Source organism: Stutzerimonas kunmingensis, assembly GCF_021432085.1.
GTDB lineage: Bacteria > Pseudomonadota > Gammaproteobacteria > Pseudomonadales > Pseudomonadaceae > Stutzerimonas.
In genome coordinates this window covers 3250524-3272682 of record NZ_CP090366.1, presented here as the reverse complement: position 1 = coordinate 3272682, position 22159 = coordinate 3250524, and the positions used below count along the sequence as shown (strand labels likewise).

The following is a 22159-nucleotide window of genomic DNA, read 5'->3' as shown; positions in this document are numbered from 1 at the left end:
AACCCGATCGCTTCAGGAGCTCGCCGTGTCCAGCCACGAACTCGAATACGAAATCCTCGGTCAGTCCGCGCAAAGCGTGGAAATCATCCTCGATCCAGACGAGACGGTGATCGCCGAAGCCGGAGCAATGAACTACATGACCGACGGCGTGCGTTTCGAAGCGCGCATGGGCGACGGTTCGGCGAGCGGCGTGCTCGGCAAGTTGTGGGGCGCGGGCAAGCGCATGTTCACCGGCGAGTCACTGTTCCTCACTCACTTCACCAATGAAAGCAAGGCCAAGGCACGCGTGGCCTTCGCCGCGCCTTATCCGGGCACAGTGGTACCGATTGATCTTGCTGCCGTGGGCGGCAAGCTGTTTTGTCAGAAGGATGCCTTTCTCTGCGCGGCTTATGGCACGCGCATCGGCATAAGCTTCAGCAAGCGCATCGGCGCAGGCTTTTTCGGTGGTGAGGGATTCATCCTGCAGCGCCTGGAAGGCGATGGACTGGCGTTCGTGCATGCCGGCGGCACCGTGATTCGCAAGGAGCTGAACAACGAAACCCTGCGGCTGGATACCGGCTGCCTGGTGGCCTTCACGCAGGGCATCGACTACGACATCCAGCTTGCCGGCGGCCTCCGGAGCATGCTGTTCGGTGGCGAAGGGCTGCTGCTCACCACCCTCAAGGGCACCGGCAGCGTCTGGATCCAGAGCCTGCCCTTCTCGCGCCTGGCCGAGCGGGTCTACGAGGCGACCTCACAGGCCCGCGGTGAAACCCGCGCCGGCGGTAAATGAGCCGCAGGCGACCTTCGAATTTGTCACAATGCGCCTCTTTGCCTCGATGAGACCGTCCATGTCCGAACGCAATCCCATTCCCCTGATCCTGACCGCCATCGGCAGCGTGCTTGGCACGGTTGCGGTGCTGTCCTATTACGGCTACGTGCATATCGCCAAGCCAGAGGATGCGTTGCTGCTGGCTGACTACACCATGCTCAAGACCGTTCCCGGCGAGGATTACCGGGTATCGCTGAAGCCGGCGTCGCAGGTGGCTCAGTGCATCGATGGTGTGCTGGTGCTGTTCGATACCGAACAGAAGGGCCTGACAGGCGTGCTGGTCGACAGGAAGAAGCGCGCCGTGCGCTGCATGGGTCAGGATGCGCCGCAGGAGAGCAAATAAAACAGCCCGTCAGGGCGACGGGCTGCTAAAGGGGCAGGGCATCAGCTCGCCATGCCCACGGTCCGTGGTCACTCCATCGACGAACGTGGCGCGACGCGCTGGCTGTCGTTGGAGATAGTCACCTCGACGCGGCGATTCATCGCGCGGCTGGACGGCGAGTCGTTGCTCGCAACCGGGTATTGCTCGCCATAGCCCACCGCCTGGATGCGCTGTGGATCGACGCCCGCGTGGGTCAATGCGCGGCGCACGGATTGGGCGCGGCGCTCGGAAAGCTGCTGGTTGTAAGAGTCGGAGCCGGTGCTGTCGGTATAACCCTCGACTACCACCTTGCGCTCCGGATTCTCGTTCAGGAACTCAGCGAGCTTCTGGATGCCGCGCATACCGGCCGGTTTAAGTTCGGCCTTGTCCAGGTCGAACAGAACGTCACCGAAGGTCACCAGGGTGCCGCGCTCGGTCTGCTTGGCCTGCATGTCCTCCTGCAGCTTGCGGATCTGCGCGTCCCGGGCTTCGAGGCGGGCTTCGGCGCGCTGCGCGGAGGCCTTGCCGAGATCCTTTTCGGCCGCGCGCAGGGCAATAGTCTGCTCGGCCAGTTCGATGCGGCGCTTGGTCAGGTAGGCCAGCTGATCCACCGTTTCTTCGTCGGCATCGTTCAGATATGCCTTGTTGGCCTTGTCCAGCATGTTGCTGGCGTCCTGGGTTTCCAGGGCTGCGACCTTGCTTGAGCGGGCGTCGCTCTGCAGAGCGGAGAAGCTGCTGCGCGCCTCTTCAAGGTTCTGATTGGGCTGGTTGGCGCAGGCCACTAGGCCGATGCTCAGGGCCAGCATGGTAGGTAGGGTTACAAGCTTGTGCATGACGAGTTCATCCTATTGGCTATAAACGGAATGGCGGGCGTGGCGAGGAATCAGCGAACGTTGCGCATGCCTTCTTCGCGCAATTCCTGAATCCCCTGCTGCGCATCTTCGACGGCCTTCTGAGCCTTCGCCGCTTCAGCCTTGCGTTGGGCTACGCGGGCATCCCATTCGGCCTGTTCGGCCAGCTTGCGGGCTTGTTCGTAGTTTTCTTTCTGCATGGCCAGTTCGGCCTCTTTCCACTTTTCCTGCGCGGCGCGCATTTCCACTGCGGCATACTCGGTACCACCAGCGCTTACGGCGCTGCGCACGGCCGATTCAGTCACGGCGAACTGCTCGGTCGGTGGGTTGCCGGCGCATGCGGTCAGCAGCAGGCCACCAAGTGCAATGGCCGCCAGCTTGGGTAGCTGAAATCTCGAAGCGTGGGTTGCGACAGCTTTGTTCATGGTCAGTCTCCAGTTCGAATTGCTCAACGAATAGCTACCGTCCCTGGCCGGGCAGTGTGCTGAATAGGGCACTACCGATGTCGGGACATATCTTTGTGAGGCCAAATGGCGCTAATCGTTCAGTGAAAGTTGGCGGGCTAGAGCGGTTGTCATCGGGGAATCCGCTACCAGCGCGGTATTAACGGGGTGGGGACTGGCCTGCGCGGGCAGGGCGGGCGTATGCAACAAGGGTGACCTGTGTGATGGCGCCCTGAGCGGGCGCCGAGCGTACAGGGTGCGCTTTCGGGTCAGGCCGGTGGGGTAGAAGACGCTTCCTCGTCGAGCATGCGCTTGAGATGTTTGCGCGAGAGCTCGAGAAAGCGCGGGGTGGGCCCGATGTCTTCGTAGACCGGGTCGCCCTGTTCGTCAGTGGCGATGACCTGGGTGCCGCGCTCATACGGAAGGCTGGTTTCGACGGCTTCGAGGGCCGCACCAACCAGCTCGCCGAGCAGCGCTTCGGTGCTGCGCTTGGGGTACATCTCGGCGAGGGCCGCGAGCCGCGCCGCGCTCTCGACGTCCAGCGGAATGCTGTAGGTTGTCTGGCTCATGTGACCCTTGGCGTCGCGTTCCCAATGGCTGACCAGCTCGGAAATTCTCATGATTACTCCTTTGCCCGCGCTTACGAGCGGTGATGACATGTGCAATCGTGCTGTCCGCAACAGGGTCGTCGGCGTTGACGCCTTGTCATGACCGGATGCGGTGGGCACTCTGGTTGGAGGTAATTTCAGCGTAGCCGTTCAGGATCGTTTTCTCCGCGGCGCGTCTGATAAGCAGCGGCGAGTCGCTCATGTGAAGGCGGCAGCCCAGGAGGAGCAAGAAGGTCATGGCGAAAATCATCGACGCGCGCCTGCGCGACAACGTACACCTGCTTGGCGAACTGCTCGGCAACACCATTCGCGCCCAGCATGGCGACCAGTTCTTCGACAAGATCGAACGCATCCGCAAAGGCGCCAAGGCGGCACGCAAAGGCTCGGCCGAGGGTGCGCAACTGCTGTCCGAGACGCTCGACAGCCTTGACGAGAATGAACTGCTGCCGATGACACGGGCGTTCAACCAGTTCCTCAACCTAGCCAATATCGCCGAGCAGTACCATCAGGTTCGTCGCCGTACGGCAGGCGAGCCGGTACCGTTCGAAACCAGCGTGTTCGCCGATCTGATCGAACGCCTCAAGGCCGCCGGACACGGCGACGAGTTCATTGCACGGCAGGTCAGCCGCCTGGAAATCGAACTGGTGCTGACAGCGCACCCCACCGAAGTTTCACGGCGCACGTTGATCCAGAAGTACGACGCCATCGCCGAACAGCTGGCCGCACGGGACCACACCGACCTCTCCGGCGCCGAGCAGGCGAAGATCGAGCTGCAGCTGCAGCGCCTGATCGCCGAGGTCTGGCACACCGAGGAAATCCGTCGCAACCGACCGACGCCGGTGGAAGAGGCGCGGTGGGGCTTCGCCGCCATCGAGAACTCGCTGTGGAAGGCCGTACCCAATGTATTGCGCCAGACCGATGCGACGCTCAGGCGGACGACCGGGCTGCACCTGCCACTGGAGGCCGCGCCGATCCGCTTCGCCTCCTGGATGGGCGGCGACCGCGACGGCAACCCGAACGTGACCGCGATGGTATCCCGCGAAGTGTTGCTGACTGCGCGCTGGGTGGCTGCCGATCTGTACCTGCGGGAGATCGAAGGGTTGATCACCGCATTGTCGATGAGCGAAGCCAGTGAGGAACTGCTGCGTCTGACCGGTGATTCGGCCGAGCCGTACCGGGTCCTGCTCAAGCCCCTGCGTCAACGCCTGCGGGCGACCCGGGAGTGGGCGCGAGCAGCCATCGAGCATGGCCAGCCGGCTCCGGCGGAAGTGCTGCAGGACTGCGCCGAGCTGCGTCGGCCGCTGGAACTCTGCTACCGCTCGTTGCATGCCCGCGGGATGGGCATGATCGCCGATGGCGCGCTGCTTGACTGCCTGCGGCGACTGGCCGTGTTCGGGCTGTTCCTGGTACGGCTGGACATTCGCCAGGACGCGGCACGGCATGCCGCAGCGCTGGCGGAAATCACCGATTACCTCGGGCTGGGCGACTATCAGGCGTGGGACGAGCAGCGGCGACTGGACTGGCTGCAGCTTGAACTGGGCAATCGCCGCCCGCTGCTGCCGGCGCATTATCATCCGTCGGCCGATACCGCCGAGGTGCTCGCCACCTGCGCGGTGATCGCCGAGGCGCCAGCGGCGTCACTTGGCTCCTATGTCATTTCCATGGCCCATGCGGCCTCCGATGTACTCGCCGTGCAGTTGCTGCTCAAGGAAGCCGGCCTGCAGCGACCGATGCGTGTGGTGCCGCTGTTCGAAACCCTGGATGACCTGAACAACGCCGCGCCGATCATCGACCGCCTGCTCGCGCTGCCCGGGTATCGCCAGCGTCTGCATGGCCCGCAGGAGGTGATGATCGGCTACTCCGACTCGGCCAAGGATGCTGGCACCACTGCCGCCGCCTGGGCCCAGTACCGCGCTCAGGAACGGCTGGTGGACGTATGCCGGGAGCACGACGTCGAACTGTTGCTGTTCCATGGCCGCGGCGGCACCGTGGGGCGTGGCGGTGGCCCGGCGCATGCGGCGATTCTGTCGCAGCCGCCGGGCTCGGTTGTCGGGCGCTTCCGTACCACCGAACAGGGCGAAATGATTCGCTTCAAATTCGGCTTGCCGGACATCGCCGAGCAGAACCTCAACCTGTACCTCGCCGCGGTGCTCGAGGCGACTCTGTTGCCGCCGCCGATGCCCGAGGCCGACTGGCGTGAGACCATGGATCGCCTGTCCACCGAAGGGGTGGCGGCCTATCGTGGCGTGGTACGCGAGCATCCGCAGTTCGTCGATTACTTCCGCCAGGCGACACCCGAGCTGGAACTGGGCCGTTTGCCGTTGGGCAGTCGCCCCTCCAAACGTCGCGAGGGTGGGGTGGAAAGCCTGCGGGCGATTCCCTGGATTTTCGCCTGGACGCAAACGCGGCTGATGCTGCCCGCCTGGCTTGGGTGGGAGCAGGCGCTGCAGAGCGCACTGACGCGCGGCGAGGGCGAGCGGCTGGCCGAAATGCGTGCGCGATGGCCGTTCTTCACTACGCGCATCGACATGCTGGAAATGGTGCTGGCCAAGGCCGATGCCGATATCGCAAGGCGTTACGATGAGCGCCTGGTGCAGCCGGAACTGCTTTCCCTTGGTAGCGATTTGCGTGACCGATTGTCGCAGGTGGTCGGCGCTGTGCTGAGCGTGACCGGCCAGGCCGATCTGCTCGACCACAGCCCGAAGACCCAGGAGGCGTTCAGTCTGCGCAACACCTATCTTGATCCGTTGCACCTGCTGCAGATAGAACTGCTGGCTCGCTCAAGGCAGCAGCAGAACCCGGCAGACAGCCCGCTCGAGCAGGCGCTGCTGGTCAGTGTGGCGGGTATCGCGGCGGGCTTGCGCAACACGGGCTGAAGTGGCGGTTCCCGGCGCTCAACGGCTGCGCGATGCGTAGTCGTTGAGCGCAACTCGCGTCGAATCGCGACATTTATGCGGGTCGATAGACGCTTTCGGGACGGCTTGTGCCGCCTCGGTGCGCTGTGTATCGTGTTCAACCTTTTGTCGCATGGCGGCAAACCAGAATTTTTGATTCGTCAGCGAAGAGCCACTCCGGCCCGCTGGCAGGATCGCCCCCCTTCTAAGAAACTCGAGGACTCATCATGCGTGTGATTCTGCTGGGAGCGCCCGGTGCCGGAAAAGGTACCCAGGCTGGCTTCATTACCAAAAAATTCGGTATTCCGCAGATCTCCACGGGCGACATGCTGCGTGCCGCAGTCAAGGCGGGCACCGAGCTGGGCCTCAAGGCCAAGAGCGTGATGGATGCCGGTGGCCTGGTTTCCGATGACCTGATCATCAACCTGGTCAAGGAGCGCATCGCGCAGCCGGATTGCGCCAATGGCTTCCTCTTCGACGGCTTCCCGCGCACCATTCCGCAGGCCGAAGCTTTGAAGGAAGCAGGCGTGCGCATCGATAACGTGATCGAGATCGCCGTGGACGACGAGGAGATCGTCGGCCGCATCGCGGGTCGCCGTGTGCATCCGGCTTCCGGCCGCGTCTATCACACCGAGCACAACCCACCGAAGGTTGCTGGCAAGGACGACGAAACCGGCGATGAGCTGATCCAGCGCGAAGACGACAAGGAAGAGACCGTGCGTCATCGCCTGTCCGTCTACCATGCGCAGACCAAGCCGCTGGTGGACTTTTACCAGAGCCTGGCAGCCGCGGAAGGCACGCCGAAGTACAGCTGCATCGAAGGTGTCGGTTCGGTGGACGAGATTACGGCCAAGGTGTTCGCTGCACTGAGCTGATCGAAGCTGCCTGGCACGAGCGATAGAAATGCCCGTATCGAAAGATACGGGCATTTTTTTGCCCGGAGATCAGGACAGGCGCGAAAGAACCCGCTCCGCGAATACGTTAGAATCGGCGCCTTTTTACCGACCGGACCGACCCGATGACCACTCTGCTGGCCCTGGATACTGCCACCGAAGCCTGCTCAGTCGCGCTGTTGCACGACGGCAAGGTGCTGAGTCACTACGAGGTGATTCCGCGCCTGCATGCCCAGCGGCTGCTGCCGATGGTGCAGACGCTGCTCGGCGAGGCCGGGGTTGCGCTGTCCGCGGTGGATGCCATCGCTTTCGGGCGGGGGCCAGGTGCCTTTACCGGCGTGCGGATTGCCATCGGTGTGGTGCAGGGCCTGGCGTTCGCGTTGCAGCGGCCGGTGCTGCCGGTTTCGACCCTCGCGACCATTGCCCAACGGGCCTGGCGTGAGCACGGCGCAGCGCAGGTCGCGGCGGCCATCGATGCGCGCATGGACGAGGTCTACTGGGGCTGTTATCGCGAGCAGGCCGGGGAGATGCAGCTGGTCGGCAGTGAGGCCGTGCTACCGCCCGAGCAGGCCGTGCTGCCGCGCGATGCAGGTGACGACTGGTTCGGCGCCGGTACCGGCTGGGGTTACGCCGAGCGGATAACCGCGGCCGTACGTGCGCACGACGCCGGGATGCTGCCGCATGCCGAAGATCTGCTGAGTCTGGCTAGTTTCGCCTGGCGCCGAGGCGAGGCGCTGGAGGCCGATCAGGCCCAGCCGGTCTACCTGCGGGACAATGTTGCGACGCCTAAAGGGATCAAATGACGAGGAACGTTGCCAAACTCCTGGCTGCCCGTTAGAGTCGCCGGGCCTCTGATCGAGTCCAATGATGCGCGTCGAAAGCTCCTTTCCCGTTCCCTATTCAACGGATCGTTCTGCCCGTACCGGCAGGGCGGCGGATAGCTATGGGGAAACGCAGCGGGTCGCGCAGGCGCAGCGCGGGGTCGACAGCCGCTCCGGTCAGGATTACCAGCCCCAGGCTGATCGTCCGCAGCAGCGGGTCAATTCCAGCGCGCTGGTCGAACGCTACTCCGCATTCCGCTATGACGAGCCGCAGCCCGAGCGCCCACTGACCAGTCGCGTGGCCCAGGCGCTGGCCAGCTACGCCAGCACCGCCAGCATGAGCGTCGAGTTCGACGGCGCAGAGGTGCTCGGGCTCGACCTCTACGCCTGAGGCGGTTCGATCTGCCAGAGCTTCCCTATTACATCGGTTGTCCCTCTTGGAACGAGAGTGCCTGGCTCGGCTCGTTGTACCAGACGGCTACGCCGGCTTCCGATTTCCTTGCCGCCTACTGTTCCACCTTCAATACAGTCGAGGGCAATACCACGCTGTACGCCTGGCCATCGGAGCAGAAGGTCCAGCGTTGGGCCGGCGAGATGCCCGAGAGCTTCCGCTTCTGTGCCAAATTTCCCCGCGATGTCAGCCAGGCCGGCGATCTGCGTGCGGCGCTGGAGCAGGCACATGCCTTCCAGCGGCTGTTGCTGCCATTGGGGCGAAGGGTAACGCCGTTCTGGCTGCAACTGCCCGCCAGCGTTGGGCCATCCAGATTGAGCGAGCTTGCGGCGTTCATCGATGGCTTCGACGCAGCGCTGGCGATCGAGGTGCGGCATCCCGGATTCTTCGACCGAGGGGATGGCGAGCGCGCGTTGAACCGATTGCTGCGTGATCGCGGCATCGAGCGCATCTGCCTAGATACCCGCGCGCTGTTCAGCTGCCACTCTCACGACCCCGCCGTGTTGCATGCGCAGAGCAAGAAGCCGCGTCTGCCGGTACGCCCGGTGGCATTCAGCGATTCGCCGCAGGTGCGCTTCGTCGGTCACCCCGAGCTGGAGACGAACGACGCATTCATGGCGCCCTGGCTGGACAAGGTGGCTGGTTGGATCGAGGCCGGCAAGACGCCGCACGTCTATCTGCATACCCCCGACAATCATCGTGCGCCCGAGCTGGCGATGCGTTTTCACGGCTTGTTGAGCGAACGCTTGCCCGGCCTGCCGGCCCTGCCTGCATTGCGCCCTGCGCCGCAGATGTCCTTGCTGACCGACTGAGCGAGCGGTTTCGACCAGTTTTGTAAAACATCCCTTTCAACTTCGCGGGTTGGCTGTTGCCCATAAGGAATGACCTTTGGCCGCTTCTTTCTTCTCCTGTTGCTGCTGCTTGCCGGCTTCGCCCTGGCGGTGCGGCAGGATCTGATCGACATCCCGCCGCGCTGGAACCCCTGGGCGCCGCTGGATATCCGTGAGCCGCCAAACCTGTTGACGCCACTCAAGCTACGGCGCCTGCAGCAGGACCGAACGCTCTGCGAACAGGCGCTCGCCACGGCGCCGCTGCGTTATTCATCCGTGCCGGACAGCACGCCGGAGCCCGGCTGTCCGGTCGAGAACAGCGTTCGGGTGCAGGGCTCGGACGTGCGGTTCAACGGACCTTTTCTCGCCACCTGTCCGCTGGCGGCGGCATATGCGATGTTCGAGTTGCACGGGCTTCAGCCGGCGGCCCAGGCAGTATTCGAGCAGCCGGTGGTGCGCATTGATCACTTCGGCAGCTTTGCCTGTCGCAACATCGCCCGCAGCAACCGCCGCAGCCAGCACGCCAGCGCCAATGCGCTGGATATGGCGGGCTTTCGCCTTGAGGATGGCACCCGCATCACCGTGGCTCGGGACTGGCAGGGCGAGGGCGACAAGGCGCGTTTCCTGCGGCTGGTTCGCGATGCGGCCTGCGATGCGTTCAACGTGACGCTCGGGCCGGAATACAACGCGGCCCACCACGACCACTTTCACGTCGACATGGGCGGCTTCGGCATGTGCCGCTGAACGCTCGCGCGCAGCCTGGAATGCTCTGGCACAATGCGCGGCTTTCCATCACCGCTGGATGCCCCATGTCCGCATGCAACCCTGTGGTTCGAGTCGAACCGCTGACTCCTCAGTTCGCCGCTGCCGCCCATCAATGGGCGCAGCGTCTCGACTTGCCGGAAATTCAGGACGCGGCCGAATTCGCTTTGCAGATTGGCGCGGACGGCTTGCAGCTGCAGTTGCTCGAGGCGCAGGCACCGGGGCCGGTACGGGTGGATTTCGTCGAGGGGGCCGCAGCGCACCGGCGTCAGTTCGGTGGTGGCAGTGGGCAGATGATCGCCAAGGCCGTGGGCGTCCAGCCCGGTATCCGGCCACGGGTGCTGGATGCTACAGCGGGGCTCGGGCGCGATGCCTTCGTGCTGGCGACGCTGGGCTGTGAAGTGAGCCTGATCGAACGCCAGCCGCTGATTGCCGCGCTGCTGGAGGATGGTCTGGGTCGCGCGACCGGGGACGCCGAGGTGGGTGCTATCGCCGCGCGGATGACCCTGCTCAAGGGCAATGCCATCGAGCTGATGACGCAGTGGCAGGGGGAGGCGCCGCAGGTCATCTACCTCGACCCGATGTTTCCCCATCGCGACAAGAGTGCGCTGGTGAAGAAGGAGATGCGCCTGTTCCGGCCCTTCGTCGGCGACGATATGGACGCGCCGGCACTGCTGGCCGCGGCCCTGGAGCTGGCCAGCCATCGTGTGGTGGTCAAGCGTCCGCGCAAGGCGCCGGCAATCGAAGGCGCCAAGCCCGGCTACAGTCTGGAAGGAAAATCCAGCCGCTACGATATCTATCCGAAGAAGAAGCTTCAGGGCTGATTCCGCAGTCCGCGAACCTTTCGCTTGCTCAGTTCAGCGGCGGTAGGCGCGCAGAAATACACTCACCGCGTCCCGCACGTGCAGGTTGCCTTCCTCATCGGTTGGCGCTTCGGCATAGCCGACCAGCAGGCGGAAATGCTGGGCACCCTTGATCAGCGAGCAGAAATGCTCGGCGGCGCGCAGTGGGTCGTCGATCTCCAACAAGCCCAGCGCGTCGGCCCTGCTGAACAGCTGTTGCAGATCGCACAGTAGCTGTTGCGGGCCGGCATCGAAGAACATCTTCACCAGCCCCGGATTCTGCGTCGCCATTGCCACCATCACCCGATGCAGGCCGATGGACTCGGGGCTGTTGACCAGTTCATTGAAGGCGCCGCCAATCGCCAGCAGCAGCTCTTCGATATCGCAATCTTCCTCCACCTGAAACAGCCGCCTCGGCAAGCGTGTCTCGCAGGTGGTCTTCACGGCTGCGCTGAATAGCGCTTCCTTGTCCTTGAAATGGCTGTACAGCGTGAGCTTGGAAACGCCAGCTTCGGCGGCGATGGCCTCCATGCTGCTGCCTTCGTAGCCGTTGCCGAGGAACAACACCTGCGCGGCAGTGAGGATCGCCTCGCGCTTGGCGGGGTCCTTCGGGCGACCGGGGCCAGGCGATACGGAATGGATTTCTGTCATGGGCGTTTTAATAGTGGACTGGCTGGTACGGTATTTTTACTATACCGCGCAGTATAAGTATTCCAATCCGCTTCGCGACAGAGAGACTTCATCGTGTTCCGACATGCCTTGTCCCTTGCCTCTATGTTCGGTTGTGCACTTGTTCTAGTCGCCTGCGGCAATGGCGAGCCGCCGCAGCAACTGCCTCGTCCGGTCATGGTGGTGCAGCCGCAGCCGGCCAGCGAAGCACGCGAGAGCTATCCCGGCGAAGTGCACGCGCGCTACGAGCCTGAGCTGGCCTTCCGCATCGGCGGCAAGGTCGTCGAGCGGCTGGTCGAAGCGGGCGACCGCGTACGCAAGGACCAGCCCCTGGCACGTCTAGATCCGCAGGACGTGCGGCTGCAACTGGACGGCATGCGCGCGCAGGTGGCGGCCGCAGAAGCCAATCTGCGCGTTGCCAAAGCGGAACATGACCGCTACAAGGCGCTGCTCGGTCGCCAGCTGGTCAGTCAGTCGCAGTTCGATAACGCCGACAACGCCTATCGCGCCGCGGCTGCCCGTCTGCAGCAGGCACGCGCCGAATTCGATGTGGCCAGCAATCAGGTCGATTACGCGGCACTGCGCGCCACCAGCGACGGCCTGATCGCGCAGCGCCGAGTCGAGGTGGGGCAGGTGGTCGCCGCGGGGCAGACCGCGTTCGTGCTGGCGGCCGATGGCGAGCGGGAAGTGGCCATCGATCTGCCGGAGCAGTCGCTGGAGCGCTACCGGGTTGGCCAGGAAGTCGAGGTCGAACTCTGGTCGCAACCGGGGCGCCACTATCTCGGCAAGATCCGCGAACTCTCGCCAGCCGCCGATGCGCAGTCGCGGACCTATTCCGCGCGTGTTGCCTTCAGCGAACAGGAGGTGCCAGCCGAGCTGGGACAGAGCGCGCTGGTGAGCATTCGCCGCGATGGCGAAGTGTCGCTGGCGGTGCCGCTGTCAGCGCTGAGTGCGGAAAAGGGCCGGGCGCATGTCTGGCGGCTCAGAGCCGATTCCACCGTCGAGCGGGTCGAGGTTCGGACCGGGCCCTTCGGCGAACAGCTGGTGCCGGTCCTCGAAGGGCTGGGCGCCGACGACTGGATTGTCCTGGCCGGGGTGCAGATGCTCAGCGATAACCAGCCGGTTCGCCCGGTGGATCGCCACAATCGCCCCGTCGAGCTGGCCGCCCAGGAGTAATCGCGATGCGCTTCAATCTCTCCGCCTGGGCGCTGCAGAACCGGCAGATCGTCGTCTACCTGATGCTGCTGCTGGCGATCGTCGGCGCGCTGTCGTACAGCAAGCTCGGCCAGAGCGAGGACCCGCCATTCACCTTCAAGGCCATGGTCATCCAGACGCAATGGCCGGGCGCTACCGCCGAGGAAGTGTCGCGCCAGGTCACCGAGCGCATCGAGAAGAAGCTGATGGAAACCGGCGAGTACGAGCGCATCGTCTCGTTCTCCCGACCGGGCGAATCCAATGTCACCTTCATGGCACGCGACTCGATGCGCTCGAAGGACATTCCCGACCTCTGGTACCAGATTCGCAAGAAGATCGGCGACATCCAGCACACCTTTCCGCCCGGTGTGCAGGGGCCCTTCTTCAACGACGAGTTCGGCACCACCTTCGGCAACATCTACGCCCTGACCGGCGACGGTTTCGACTACGCGATCCTCAAGGACTACGCCGACCGCATCCAGCTGCAGCTGCAGCGGGTCAAGAACGTCGGCAAGGTCGAGCTGATCGGCCTGCAGGACGAGAAGATCTGGATCGAGCTCTCCAACGTCAAACTGGCCACGCTTGGCGTCCCGCTGGAAGCCGTGCGCCAGGCGCTGGAGGCGCAGAACGCGGTAACGGCTGCCGGTTTCGTCGAGACCATCAGCGATCGGGTGCAGCTGCGCGTCACCGGCAGCTTCGAGACGGTCAAGGAGATTCGTGATTTCCCCATCCGCGTTGCTGGCCGCACCTTCCGTATCGGTGATGTTGCCGAGGTACATCGCGGCTTCAACGACCCGCCCGCGCCGCGCATGCGCTTCATGGGCGAGCCGGCACTGGGGCTGGCGGTTTCGATGAAAAGCGGTGGCGACATCCTGGTGCTGGGCGAGGCACTGGAGCAGGAGTTCGCCCGCCTGCAGCAGGAGCTGCCGGCGGGGATGCAGCTGCGCAAGGTCTCGGATCAGCCCGCTGCGGTGAAGACCAGCGTAGGTGAGTTCGTCAAGGTGTTGATCGAAGCGCTGGTGATCGTATTGCTGGTGAGTTTCTTCTCGCTAGGCGTGCGTACCGGGCTGGTGGTCGCGCTGTCGATTCCGCTGGTGCTGGCGATGACTTTCGCCGCCATGAGCTATCTGGACATCGGCCTGCACAAGATCTCCCTTGGCGCCCTGGTCCTGGCTCTCGGGCTGATGGTGGACGACGCGATCATTGCGGTGGAGATGATGGCGATCAAGATGGAGCAAGGCTACGACCGCCTCAAGGCCGCCAGCTTCGCCTGGACCAGCACGGCATTCCCGATGCTGACCGGCACGCTGATCACCGCGGCGGGTTTCCTGCCGATCGCCACTGCCAATTCCAGTACCGGCGAATACACCCGTTCGATCTTCCAGGTGGTCGCCATTTCGCTCATCGCGTCCTGGATCGCCGCGGTGATGTTCGTGCCGCTGATCGGCGAAAAGCTGCTGCCGGACCTGGCCAAAAAATCGGCACACAAGCACGGCGCAAGCAGTGAAGGCCACGATCCTTACGCAACGCCGTTCTACCAGCGCGTACGGCGCGTGGTGACCTTCTGCGTGCGCCGGCGCAAGACCGTTATCCTGCTCACCCTGGCGATCTTCGTCGCCGCGGTGGTGCTGTTCCGTCTGGTGCCGCAACAGTTCTTCCCCGCTTCCGGCCGTTTGGAGCTGATGGTCGATCTCAAACTGGCCGAAGGCGCCTCGTTGAAGGCGACCGAAGCAGAGGTGGCGCGGCTGGAACAGCTGCTCAAGGAACGGGCCGGCATCGACAACTATGTGGCCTACGTCGGCACCGGCTCGCCGCGTTTCTACCTGCCGCTGGACCAGCAGCTGCCGGCGACCAGCTTCGCCCAGTTCGTCGTGCTGGCCGACAGCATCGAGTCCCGCGAGTCCCTGCGCGCCTGGCTGATCGAACGCATGCGCGAAGATTTCCCGAGCCTGCGCGGTCGCGTGACGCGGCTGGAGAATGGCCCGCCGGTGGGCTATCCGGTGCAGTTCCGTGTCACCGGCGAGCATATCGACGTGGTGCGTGGGCTGGCTCGCCAGGTCGCTGCCAAGGTCAATGAGAACCCGCACGTGGCCAACGTCCATCTGGACTGGCAGGAGCCGAGCAAGATGGTCCGGCTCAACGTCGATCAGGATCGTGCCCGTGCGTTGGGCGTGACCACCGCCGAGCTGTCCGGCTTCCTGCGGCGCACCTTCACCGGCAGCAGCGTCAGCCAGTTCCGCGAGGACAATGAGCTGATCGAGATCCTCCTGCGCGGCACCGAGCGCGAGCGGCTCGAGCTGTCGATGCTGCCGAGCCTGGCGATTCCCACCGAGAGCGGGCGCAGCGTGCCGCTGTCGCAGGTGGCGACGCTCGAGTACGGATTCGAGGAGGGCGTGATCTGGCATCGCAACCGCCTGCCGACGGTCACCGTGCGCGCCGATGTGTACGGAGAGCAGCAGCCGGCGGCACTGGTGCGTGAGATCGAGCCGACCCTGGCCGACATCCGGGATCAGTTGCCCGGCGGCTATCTGCTCGAGGTCGGCGGAACGGTGGAGGACTCCGAGCGCGGCCAGCGTTCGGTGAATGCCGGCATGCCGCTGTTCGTCATCGTCGTGCTGACCCTGTTGATGGCGCAGCTCAAGAGTTTCTCGCGCTCGGCCATGGTGTTCCTCACCGCGCCGCTGGGCATCATCGGTGTTGCACTGTTCCTGCTGCTGTTCGGGCAGCCGTTCGGCTTTGTGGCGATGCTCGGCACCATCGCGCTGTCGGGGATGATCATGCGTAACTCGGTGATTCTGGTGGATCAGATCGAGCAGGACATCGGTGCCGGTCAGGCGCGCTTCACCGCTATCGTCGATGCCACGGTGCGCCGCTTCCGGCCCATCGTGCTGACCGCGCTGGCGTCGGTGTTGGCGATGATTCCGTTGTCGCGCAGTATCTTCTTCGGGCCAATGGCGGTGGCGATCATGGGTGGCCTGATCGTCGCCACGGCGCTGACGCTGCTGTTCCTGCCGGCCCTGTATGCCGCCTGGTTCAAGGTCCGGGAAGACGAAGCCGGCACCCTCTGAACGGCATCTAGGCGCGCCCGCTGCGGCGCGCCTAGATGCCGGCGGCTTCGAGCAGTCGTTCGGCGGCGACTTTGGCATCCCGCGCCTGCTCGCCCGGGCCTTCGATGTGCGCCATGCTCAGCGCGCCTTCGAGCAGGTACTGCAGCTGGCGCGCCAGCTGCAGCGGCTGTGGCGCATCCAGGCGTTCCAGCAGCTCGCGAAGGTAGGCCAGCAGTTCTGCCTTGTAGGCGGAGGAGCGGCGGTGAATCGGGTGGTCGCGGTCGTGATATTCGGCCGCTGCGTTGATGAACAGGCAGCCGCAGAAGGCGTCGTTGCCGTGAATCATTCCGTGCAATCCATCGAAAATTCCCAGTAGCGCCTCACGCGGCGGCAGTCTGGTGGCACGCTCGCGCAGGCGCGTCAGCATCAGCTCGTGGCGCGCTTCCAGCACGGCCAGGATCAGCTCGTCCTTGGACTTGAAGTGCTTGTACAGCGTCATCTTGGCCACGCCGGATTCGGCCAGGATGCGATCGATGCCGGTGGCGTGATAACCCTCGCGATAGAACAGACTCTCTGCGGTGTTGAGCAACTGGTCGCGCTTGTTCGATGCCATGGATACCTCCTGTGGTTCGACATTATGCGGGAGCGCTCGCGGCTTGCTCCAGTTGGGATGGATTTGCGTTGGTGCTTGCAGTGTACAGACAGGTCTGTCTATTATCCAGTCGCAGCCAATCACGAGGGCAACACCATGAAGCTTTACGACCTGACGCTATCCGGCAACTGCCACAAGGTTCGTCTGTTTCTCAGCCTGATCGGCCAGCCGGTGGAGCTGGTGCCGGTGAATCTGCTTGCGGGCGAGCACAAGCAGCCGGCGTTCCGTGAAATCAATCCGCGCGGACAGATTCCGGTGCTCGAGGACGGCGATTTTCGACTTGGCGATTCCCAGGCAATCCTGGTTTATCTGGCCCAGCGCTATGCCAATGAGTGGTATCCGCAGGACGCCGAAACCCAGGGCCACATCGCCAACTGGCTGAGCTTTGCCGCCAACGAGGTGCAGCATGGCCCGGCCACCGTGCGTCTGGGCAAGCTGTTCGGCCGGCCGATCGACGAGCCTCTGGCGCAGGCACGTGCCGCCAGCGCCCTGCGTACGCTCGAGCGGCACCTTGCGCAGCACGCCTGGCTGGCGCAGACCAGCGAACCGACCATCGCCGACATCGCCGTCTACCCCAACGTCGCGCTGGGCGGAGACGGCGGGCTCGATCTGGCTGCCTATCCGGCGCTGCAGGCCTGGTTCGCCCGCGTCCGCGCGCTGCCGGGTTATGTCGGCATGCCGGGGTTGTGACGCCATGAACGTGCAGAATGGTCGGATGCCCGGCGAGCTGGACCGGCACCTGGGCCGGCGGATCGGAGTATCGCTGCTGCTGGTGATCGGGCTGGCAGTCTCCCTGTTTGGCTTCGTCGAGGATGCTTCGGCTGCGCAAGGGTTGCGCTTCAGCCTGGTGAAGACGGCGCAGAGCGACAGTGGCGACTTCTTGCTGGGACGGAACGGTTGGCAGGAGGCGCCGCCCACGCAGCACATCGCGATTCTGATCGAGCATCGCGGCAGCCGCTTGCTGTTTGGAACCGGGCTCGGTAGGCAGATCGACGCGCAGCTGGACGCCGAGGTGCCCTGGCGAATCAAGCGCTACGCGGACGTACGCCCGGTGCGCGATCAGCTGGAGGGGGACGGACTGGAGATCGATCGTATCGTGCTGGGGTGCGTGCGCTGGGAGCACGCTTCGGGGCTGGTCGACTATCCCGAGGTACCGGTATTGGCCAGCGCGGACAGCCTGGGCTATCTGGAGGCTGCCACGCCGCCAGCGGTGTTGCCCAGTCAGTTTCGCCACCCGGTCCGCTGGCAGTCGCTGGAGTTCCAGGCGAGCCCTTATCGGGAGCACCGTCGTAGCCTGGATCTGTTCGGCGACGGCCAGGTCGTGCTGGTGCCGCTGGATGGCCATGGGGCGGTCGGCCTGTTCCTCACGCTTGCCGATGGCCGCCGCTTCTTCTTTCGCGGCGACCGACTGGAACGGGACGCCGGCGATGCGCTAGAGAACGTTATCGCGCTGCAGGATGCCAACACCCAGGCTTCGCTCGGCTTCTATCCGCGCTGGGTGGAGGGAGCCGGACAATAAAAAAACAGCGCAGCGGCTGCGGATTTGGGCGATGCTTAGGGCATGGGAACGAGCGATCAGCCGCGCGACGGCGCCGCCCCGATCGCCAGGCCCGTGCCCAATGGCCGAAGTAGGTCTGCCGCTGTGAAGACGGATAGCTACGCGCCTCTTGCGAGTGTCATCGATTTGTTGCTGGATGCCATCTGCGTGGTCGATGCGCAGGGCAACTTCGTCTACGTCAGCGCCGCCTGCGAGCGCATCTTCGGCTACACCCCGCAGGAGATGCTCGGCAAGCGGATGATCGAGATGGTCTATCCCGAAGACCGTGCCCGGACCCTGGCCGCCGCCAAGGAAGTAATGGCTGATCAGCCGCTGCTGCACTTCGAGAACCGTTACGTGCGCAAGGACGGCGGTGTGGTGCACATCATGTGGTCGGCCTGCTGGTCGACCGATAACAAGCTGCGCATCGGCGTGGCGCGCGACATCACCCAGCGCAAGCAGTCCGAAGCGATGCAGGCGGCGCTCTATTCGATCTCCGAGGCGGCGCACGGGGCCAAGGACCTCGCAGCGCTGTATCAGCAGATCCATCTGACCATCGCCCAGCTGCTGCCGGTGGACGATTTCATCGTGGCCATCCGCAATGCTGCCAGCGGCGAGCTGAGTTATCCCTACCAGGCGCTGGCGCTCGATTCGACCGGTCTGCCAGCGGAACCCGCGGCGTCCCTGTGCTTTTCCGTCCTGCATGGCGCGCAGCCGTTGCGCTTCAATGCGGACTCGATGCCAGCGCTAGCGCTCCCGCTCGGTGATGGGGATACCCATGCCTGGTGGCTGGGGGTGCCGCTCAGTTCGAGTGAGGGGGTGATCGGCGTGCTGTTGCTCAAGAGCACGGCCGCGCCCTACACCGAGAAGGATCAGGAGCTGCTGCAGTTCGTCTCGATGCAGGTGGTCACGGCAATCGAGCGCAAGCAGCTGTATGCGCGACTGCACCGGATGGCGCAGTACGACGAACTCACCGGCCTGCCGAATCGCGCCTGTTTTCGCGATCGCCTGGACACCGCCCTGGCGCGGGTGCGGCGCAATGGCGGACGCGTCGCCTTGCTCTACGTGGATCTGGATCGCTTCAAGCAGGTCAACGATACCTACGGCCACAGCGGCGGCGACCAGCTGCTGCGCGCAGTGGCCGATCGCCTAACGCACTGCGTGCGCGACACCGATACCGTGGCGCGGCTGGGTGGCGATGAGTTCGTGGTGCTGCTGGAAAGCATCGCCGAGGCAGAGGATGCCCGCCGCGTCGTCGACAAGATCCGCGCGGCCTTCGAGCAGCCGATGCAGATTGCCGAGCACAGTCTCGATATCGGCTTGAGCATCGGCACCGCGCTCTATCCCGAAGACGGTGATGCGGAGGCCCAGCTGCTCAAGCAGGCCGACGACCGCATGTATCTGATGAAGGCCCGTGGCGGCCAGCCGCAGGATTGCGACTGAAGGTCCCGGACATATCGTCACCGCGCCTCAGAACGACTTCAGCATCCTGCCCAGCAACTTCATCGCCTGCTCGCTGCGGGCGTCCCATGGATGGCCGTGATTCAGCCGCGCGCAGTTGCGAAAGCGCTGGGTCGCCGAAAAGATCGGCCCTGGCGCCAGGCTGATGCCCTGGGCCAGCGCCAGTTGCAGCAGCTGCAGCGAATCCACCTGCTCGGGAAATTCGAACCACAGAAAGTAGCCGCCGCTGGGCCGGGTGACTCGCGTGCTCGCAGGGAAATGGCGGGCCGCGGAGGCGAGCATCGCACCCTGCTGCATCTCCAGCGCATGGCGCAGCTTGCGCAGGTGACGGTCGTAGCCGCCGTGCTGCAGGTAATCGGCAATGGCGGCCTGCGCCGGCACGGAAGGGGAAATGGTGGTCATCAGCTTGAGCCGGGCGATCTGCTCGGCATAGCGACCGCCGGCAACCCAGCCGACCCGGTAACCGGGCGCGAGACTCTTGGAGAACGAACCGCAGTGCATCACCAGACCTTCGCGATCATGGCTTTTCACCGGCTTGGGCGGCTCGCGGGTGAAGTAAAGCTCGGCGTAGACGTCGTCCTCGATCAACGGCACCTGGTGGCGCTGCAACAGCTCATAGAGCTGCTGCTTCTTCGCCTCGCCCATGCTCGCGCCCAGCGGGTTCTGCAGGCTGCTCATGAACCAGCAGGCCTTGATCGGCAAGTGCGCGAGGCGATCGGCGAGGATGTCGAGGTCGATGCCTTCGCGTGGGTGCACCGGAATCTCCACCGCCTTGAGCTTGAGCCGTTCCAGTACCTGCAGCGTGGCGTAGAACGCTGGCGCCTCGATGGCCACCAGATCACCCGGTTCGGTTACCACCTGCAGGCAGAGGTTCAGAGCCTCCATCGCACCGGTGGTGATCACCAGTTCGTCCATCGGCAGCATCACACCGCTGACCATGTAGCGCAGGGCGATCTGCCGGCGCAGGTCCGGGTTGCCGGCGGTCATCTCGGCAATCACCTCGCGTGCCGGCATGTCGCGCACGCTCTGTGCCATCGAGCGCGCCAGGCGCTGCAGGGGAAACAGCTCGGGACTGGGAAAGGCCGAACCGAAGGGCACCGTGGCCGGGTCGCGCAGCGAGGCGAGCACCGAGAACACCAGCTCGCTGACGCCGACATCGGTGGTTTCCGCCGGACGCAGGCTGATGTCCGGTTCGTGCAACGGGCGCTTGGCATGTTCGCGGACGAAATAGCCCGAACGCGCCCGCGCCTGGATCAGCCCGCGGTCTTCCAGCAGGTAGTAGGCCTGGAACACGGTGGACGGGCTGACGCCGTAGGTGCGGCTGGCGTGGCGCACCGAGGGCACCTTTTCTCCCGGCGCGAGCACGCCACTGCGGATCAGTTCGGCAATCTCGTCGGCGAATTTCTCGTAGCGCTTCATCGTGTCCGGGCCGTGGCGGTTGGGCATGGCCAGTCTACTGGCGTAGCGCCGCGATGGGGGCGACGAAGGTGCTCGGTGTACTCACCCGGCTGCTCGGCTCGGCCAGGTCGCTGACCTCGAAACGCAGCTCGCGGCTGAAGTCGCGGGCGTTGTCGAGCAGCGCAACGCTGACCGGCAGGTCGGCGATCTCGCCCGGGGCCAGGGCGATCTCGCGCGGTCCCTGCAGTGCGAACGGCCCGCCTTCCAGCCCGAGCGCGTAGCGGCGCGCTTGCTGGGTCTTGTTGATCAGCTTGAGGCGGTACATGTTTTCGATCTGCCCCTGCATGTTCTCGCGGTACAGCGTGCGGTCGCGGGTGACGTCCAGCTGCAGCTGCGGCCGCGCGTCCAGTGCCCAGACGAAGGCGGCGATCATCGCCGTCATCGCCACGGCATATCCGATCAGGCGCGGCCGCAAGAGGCGGGTGGCGCCGCCTTTGAGCGCGCGTTCGGAGGTGTAGCGCAGCAGGCCGCGAGCGTAACCCATCCGGTCCATGACGCTGTCGCAGACGTCGATGCAGGCACCGCAGCTGATGCAGTCCAGCTGTAGGCCGTCGCGGATGTCGATGCCGGTGGGGCAGACCTGCACGCACAGCGTGCAGTCGACGCAGTCACCGAGGCCTTGCGCGCGCGGGTCGCTGCCCTTGCGTCGCGCGCCGCGGTTCTCGCCACGGGCTGTGTCGTAGGAGACGAGCAGGGTATCGGCGTCGAACATCACGCTCTGGAAGCGCGAGTAGGGGCACATGTGCAGGCACACCTGCTCGCGCAGCCAGCCGGCGTTGATATAAGTCGCGGCAGTGAAGAACAGCAGCCAGAAGGCGGTGGTGGCACCGACCTCGAAGCGGGCGAGGTCGGCCACCAGTTCGCGCACCGGGGTGAAATAGCCGACGAACGCCATCGCCGTGGCCAGGCTGATGGCCAGCCATAGCGTGTGCTTGGCGGCACGGCGCAGCAGCTTGGCGGCCGACCAGGGCGCGGCGTCGAGCTTGATGCGCTGCAGGCGATCACCCTCGGTGATCTTTTCCACCCACATGAACATCCAGGTCCAGGTGCTCTGCGGGCAGGCGTAGCCGCACCAGATGCGTCCGGCCAGCACGGTGATGAAGAACAGGCCGAACGCGGCGATGATCAGAATCGCCGAGAGCAGGATGAAATCCTGCGGCCAGAAGGTGGCGCCGAAGATGTGAAACTGCTGCCGGTCCAGATCCCACAGCACCGCCTGGCGCCCGTTCCAGTTCAGCCAGACGGTGCCGAAGTAGAGCAGCATCAGCAGCGCGCCGCCCAACAGGCGCAGGTTGCGGAACCGGCCGCTGAAACTGCGCGTATGAATGGGCCCGCCGCCCTGCGCGGGCGTCAGGCGGATCGGTTGGCTGGGATCAACGGTTTCGATGATCTGCGCGGGTATGCGGTCGGTCATTAGGCTTCGCCCCATAGGCATTTCAGGCGAAGCGGATGATCCCTGCCAGTGGTGCTGCATAACAGACTCAGATGAACAGCCAAAATACAGATCAGATGAGCATCGGTTGCCTGCCCTGCAACGTCTTCGGACAATGGGTTGACCTGCATCAGTGGAACGT

21 protein-coding genes are annotated in these 22159 nt (G+C 64.6%); 14 read left to right on the top strand and 7 right to left on the bottom strand.

The genetic code is table 11. The features are described from left to right. Positions 1-25 precede the first annotated feature (25 nt). Both LW136_RS15425 and LW136_RS15420 read left to right on the top strand, forming a co-directional pair. A complete protein-coding gene (locus tag LW136_RS15425) occupies positions 26-772 on the top strand; it encodes a TIGR00266 family protein (protein ID WP_042926247.1) in 747 nt (248 codons plus the stop codon). A 58-nt stretch (positions 773-830) separates the two neighbouring features. Beyond that, positions 831-1154 (top strand): PA3694 family proteiin, encoded by a 324-nt coding sequence (locus tag LW136_RS15420; RefSeq protein ID WP_014820988.1) that lies wholly within the window; start codon positions 831-833, stop codon positions 1152-1154. A 68-nt stretch (positions 1155-1222) separates the two neighbouring features. Here the strand turns inward: LW136_RS15420 and lptF are convergent, their stop codons facing one another. From lptF to LW136_RS15405, 3 genes are all read right to left on the bottom strand, one after another. Then, positions 1223-2005, bottom strand: a complete 783-nt coding sequence (lptF, locus tag LW136_RS15415; RefSeq protein ID WP_044315255.1) for a lipotoxin F family OmpA-related lipoprotein LptF — start codon at positions 2003-2005, stop codon at positions 1223-1225. A 50-nt stretch (positions 2006-2055) separates the two neighbouring features. Further along, complete coding sequence (locus tag LW136_RS15410) at positions 2056-2448, bottom strand: DUF4398 domain-containing protein (RefSeq protein ID WP_014820986.1); 393 nt, start codon at positions 2446-2448, stop codon at positions 2056-2058. 287 nt (positions 2449-2735) lie between these two features. Continuing rightward, positions 2736-3086, bottom strand: a complete 351-nt coding sequence (locus tag LW136_RS15405; protein WP_044315254.1) for a hypothetical protein — start codon at positions 3084-3086, stop codon at positions 2736-2738. 224 nt (positions 3087-3310) lie between these two features. Between LW136_RS15405 and ppc the strand changes: the two genes are divergently transcribed. From ppc to LW136_RS15370, 7 genes are all read left to right on the top strand, one after another. Then, positions 3311-5950, top strand: a complete 2640-nt coding sequence (gene ppc / locus LW136_RS15400) for a phosphoenolpyruvate carboxylase (RefSeq protein WP_044315253.1) — start codon at positions 3311-3313, stop codon at positions 5948-5950. A gap of 245 nt (positions 5951-6195) precedes the next feature. Then, positions 6196-6843, top strand: coding sequence for an adenylate kinase (gene adk / locus LW136_RS15395; protein ID WP_041014541.1), 648 nt, complete (start codon positions 6196-6198; stop codon positions 6841-6843). Between the two features lie 143 nt (positions 6844-6986). Continuing rightward, the gene (gene tsaB, locus LW136_RS15390; protein ID WP_044315252.1) at positions 6987-7664 is read left to right on the top strand and encodes a tRNA (adenosine(37)-N6)-threonylcarbamoyltransferase complex dimerization subunit type 1 TsaB; all 678 of its coding nucleotides are present in this window, start codon (positions 6987-6989) and stop codon (positions 7662-7664) included. A gap of 64 nt (positions 7665-7728) precedes the next feature. Further along, positions 7729-8073: a hypothetical protein gene (locus LW136_RS15385; RefSeq protein WP_014820981.1), complete on the top strand. Its 345-nt coding sequence runs from the start codon at positions 7729-7731 to the stop codon at positions 8071-8073. Positions 8074-8147: 74 nt separating this feature from the next. Beyond that, positions 8148-8945, top strand: coding sequence for a DUF72 domain-containing protein (locus tag LW136_RS15380; protein ID WP_044315251.1), 798 nt, complete (start codon positions 8148-8150; stop codon positions 8943-8945). 69 nt (positions 8946-9014) lie between these two features. After that, entirely contained in the window at positions 9015-9707 is a 693-nt protein-coding gene (locus tag LW136_RS15375; RefSeq protein WP_044315250.1) for an extensin-like domain-containing protein, read from the top strand. A gap of 65 nt (positions 9708-9772) precedes the next feature. Further along, positions 9773-10549, top strand: coding sequence for a class I SAM-dependent methyltransferase (locus LW136_RS15370; protein WP_044315249.1), 777 nt, complete (start codon positions 9773-9775; stop codon positions 10547-10549). Positions 10550-10582: 33 nt separating this feature from the next. Here LW136_RS15370 and LW136_RS15365 read toward each other — a convergent pair whose 3' ends face one another. Further along, a complete protein-coding gene (locus tag LW136_RS15365) occupies positions 10583-11218 on the bottom strand; it encodes a TetR/AcrR family transcriptional regulator (protein ID WP_044315248.1) in 636 nt (211 codons plus the stop codon). A gap of 93 nt (positions 11219-11311) precedes the next feature. On the opposite strand from LW136_RS15365, the gene LW136_RS15360 reads away from it, so the two are divergent. Together LW136_RS15360 and LW136_RS15355 are read left to right on the top strand one after the other, a co-directional pair. After that, positions 11312-12412 (top strand): efflux RND transporter periplasmic adaptor subunit, encoded by a 1101-nt coding sequence (locus LW136_RS15360; protein WP_044315247.1) that lies wholly within the window; start codon positions 11312-11314, stop codon positions 12410-12412. A gap of 5 nt (positions 12413-12417) precedes the next feature. Beyond that, a complete protein-coding gene (locus tag LW136_RS15355; RefSeq protein ID WP_102832576.1) occupies positions 12418-15498 on the top strand; it encodes an efflux RND transporter permease subunit in 3081 nt (1026 codons plus the stop codon). A gap of 31 nt (positions 15499-15529) precedes the next feature. Here the strand turns inward: LW136_RS15355 and LW136_RS15350 are convergent, their stop codons facing one another. Beyond that, positions 15530-16090 carry a TetR/AcrR family transcriptional regulator gene (locus LW136_RS15350; RefSeq protein WP_102832575.1) on the bottom strand — a complete coding sequence of 187 codons (561 nt, stop codon included), beginning with the start codon at positions 16088-16090 and terminating at the stop codon, positions 15530-15532. Between the two features lie 135 nt (positions 16091-16225). Here LW136_RS15350 and LW136_RS15345 point away from each other — a divergent pair, with 135 nt between their 5' ends. From LW136_RS15345 to LW136_RS15335, 3 genes are all read left to right on the top strand, one after another. Next, positions 16226-16819: a glutathione S-transferase family protein gene (locus tag LW136_RS15345; protein ID WP_044314380.1), complete on the top strand. Its 594-nt coding sequence runs from the start codon at positions 16226-16228 to the stop codon at positions 16817-16819. Between the two features lie 25 nt (positions 16820-16844). After that, positions 16845-17648: an MBL fold metallo-hydrolase gene (locus LW136_RS15340; RefSeq protein ID WP_044314381.1), complete on the top strand. Its 804-nt coding sequence runs from the start codon at positions 16845-16847 to the stop codon at positions 17646-17648. A gap of 123 nt (positions 17649-17771) precedes the next feature. After that, positions 17772-19109, top strand: coding sequence for a sensor domain-containing protein (locus LW136_RS15335; RefSeq protein WP_044314382.1), 1338 nt, complete (start codon positions 17772-17774; stop codon positions 19107-19109). A 27-nt stretch (positions 19110-19136) separates the two neighbouring features. Here the strand turns inward: LW136_RS15335 and mapR are convergent, their stop codons facing one another. Then, positions 19137-20546, bottom strand: coding sequence for a GntR family transcriptional regulator MpaR (gene mapR, locus LW136_RS15330; protein WP_044314384.1), 1410 nt, complete (start codon positions 20544-20546; stop codon positions 19137-19139). Between the two features lie 34 nt (positions 20547-20580). Beyond that, positions 20581-21999, bottom strand: a complete 1419-nt coding sequence (gene ccoG, locus LW136_RS15325; protein ID WP_023446783.1) for a cytochrome c oxidase accessory protein CcoG — start codon at positions 21997-21999, stop codon at positions 20581-20583. Between the last annotated feature and the right edge of the window lie 160 nt (positions 22000-22159).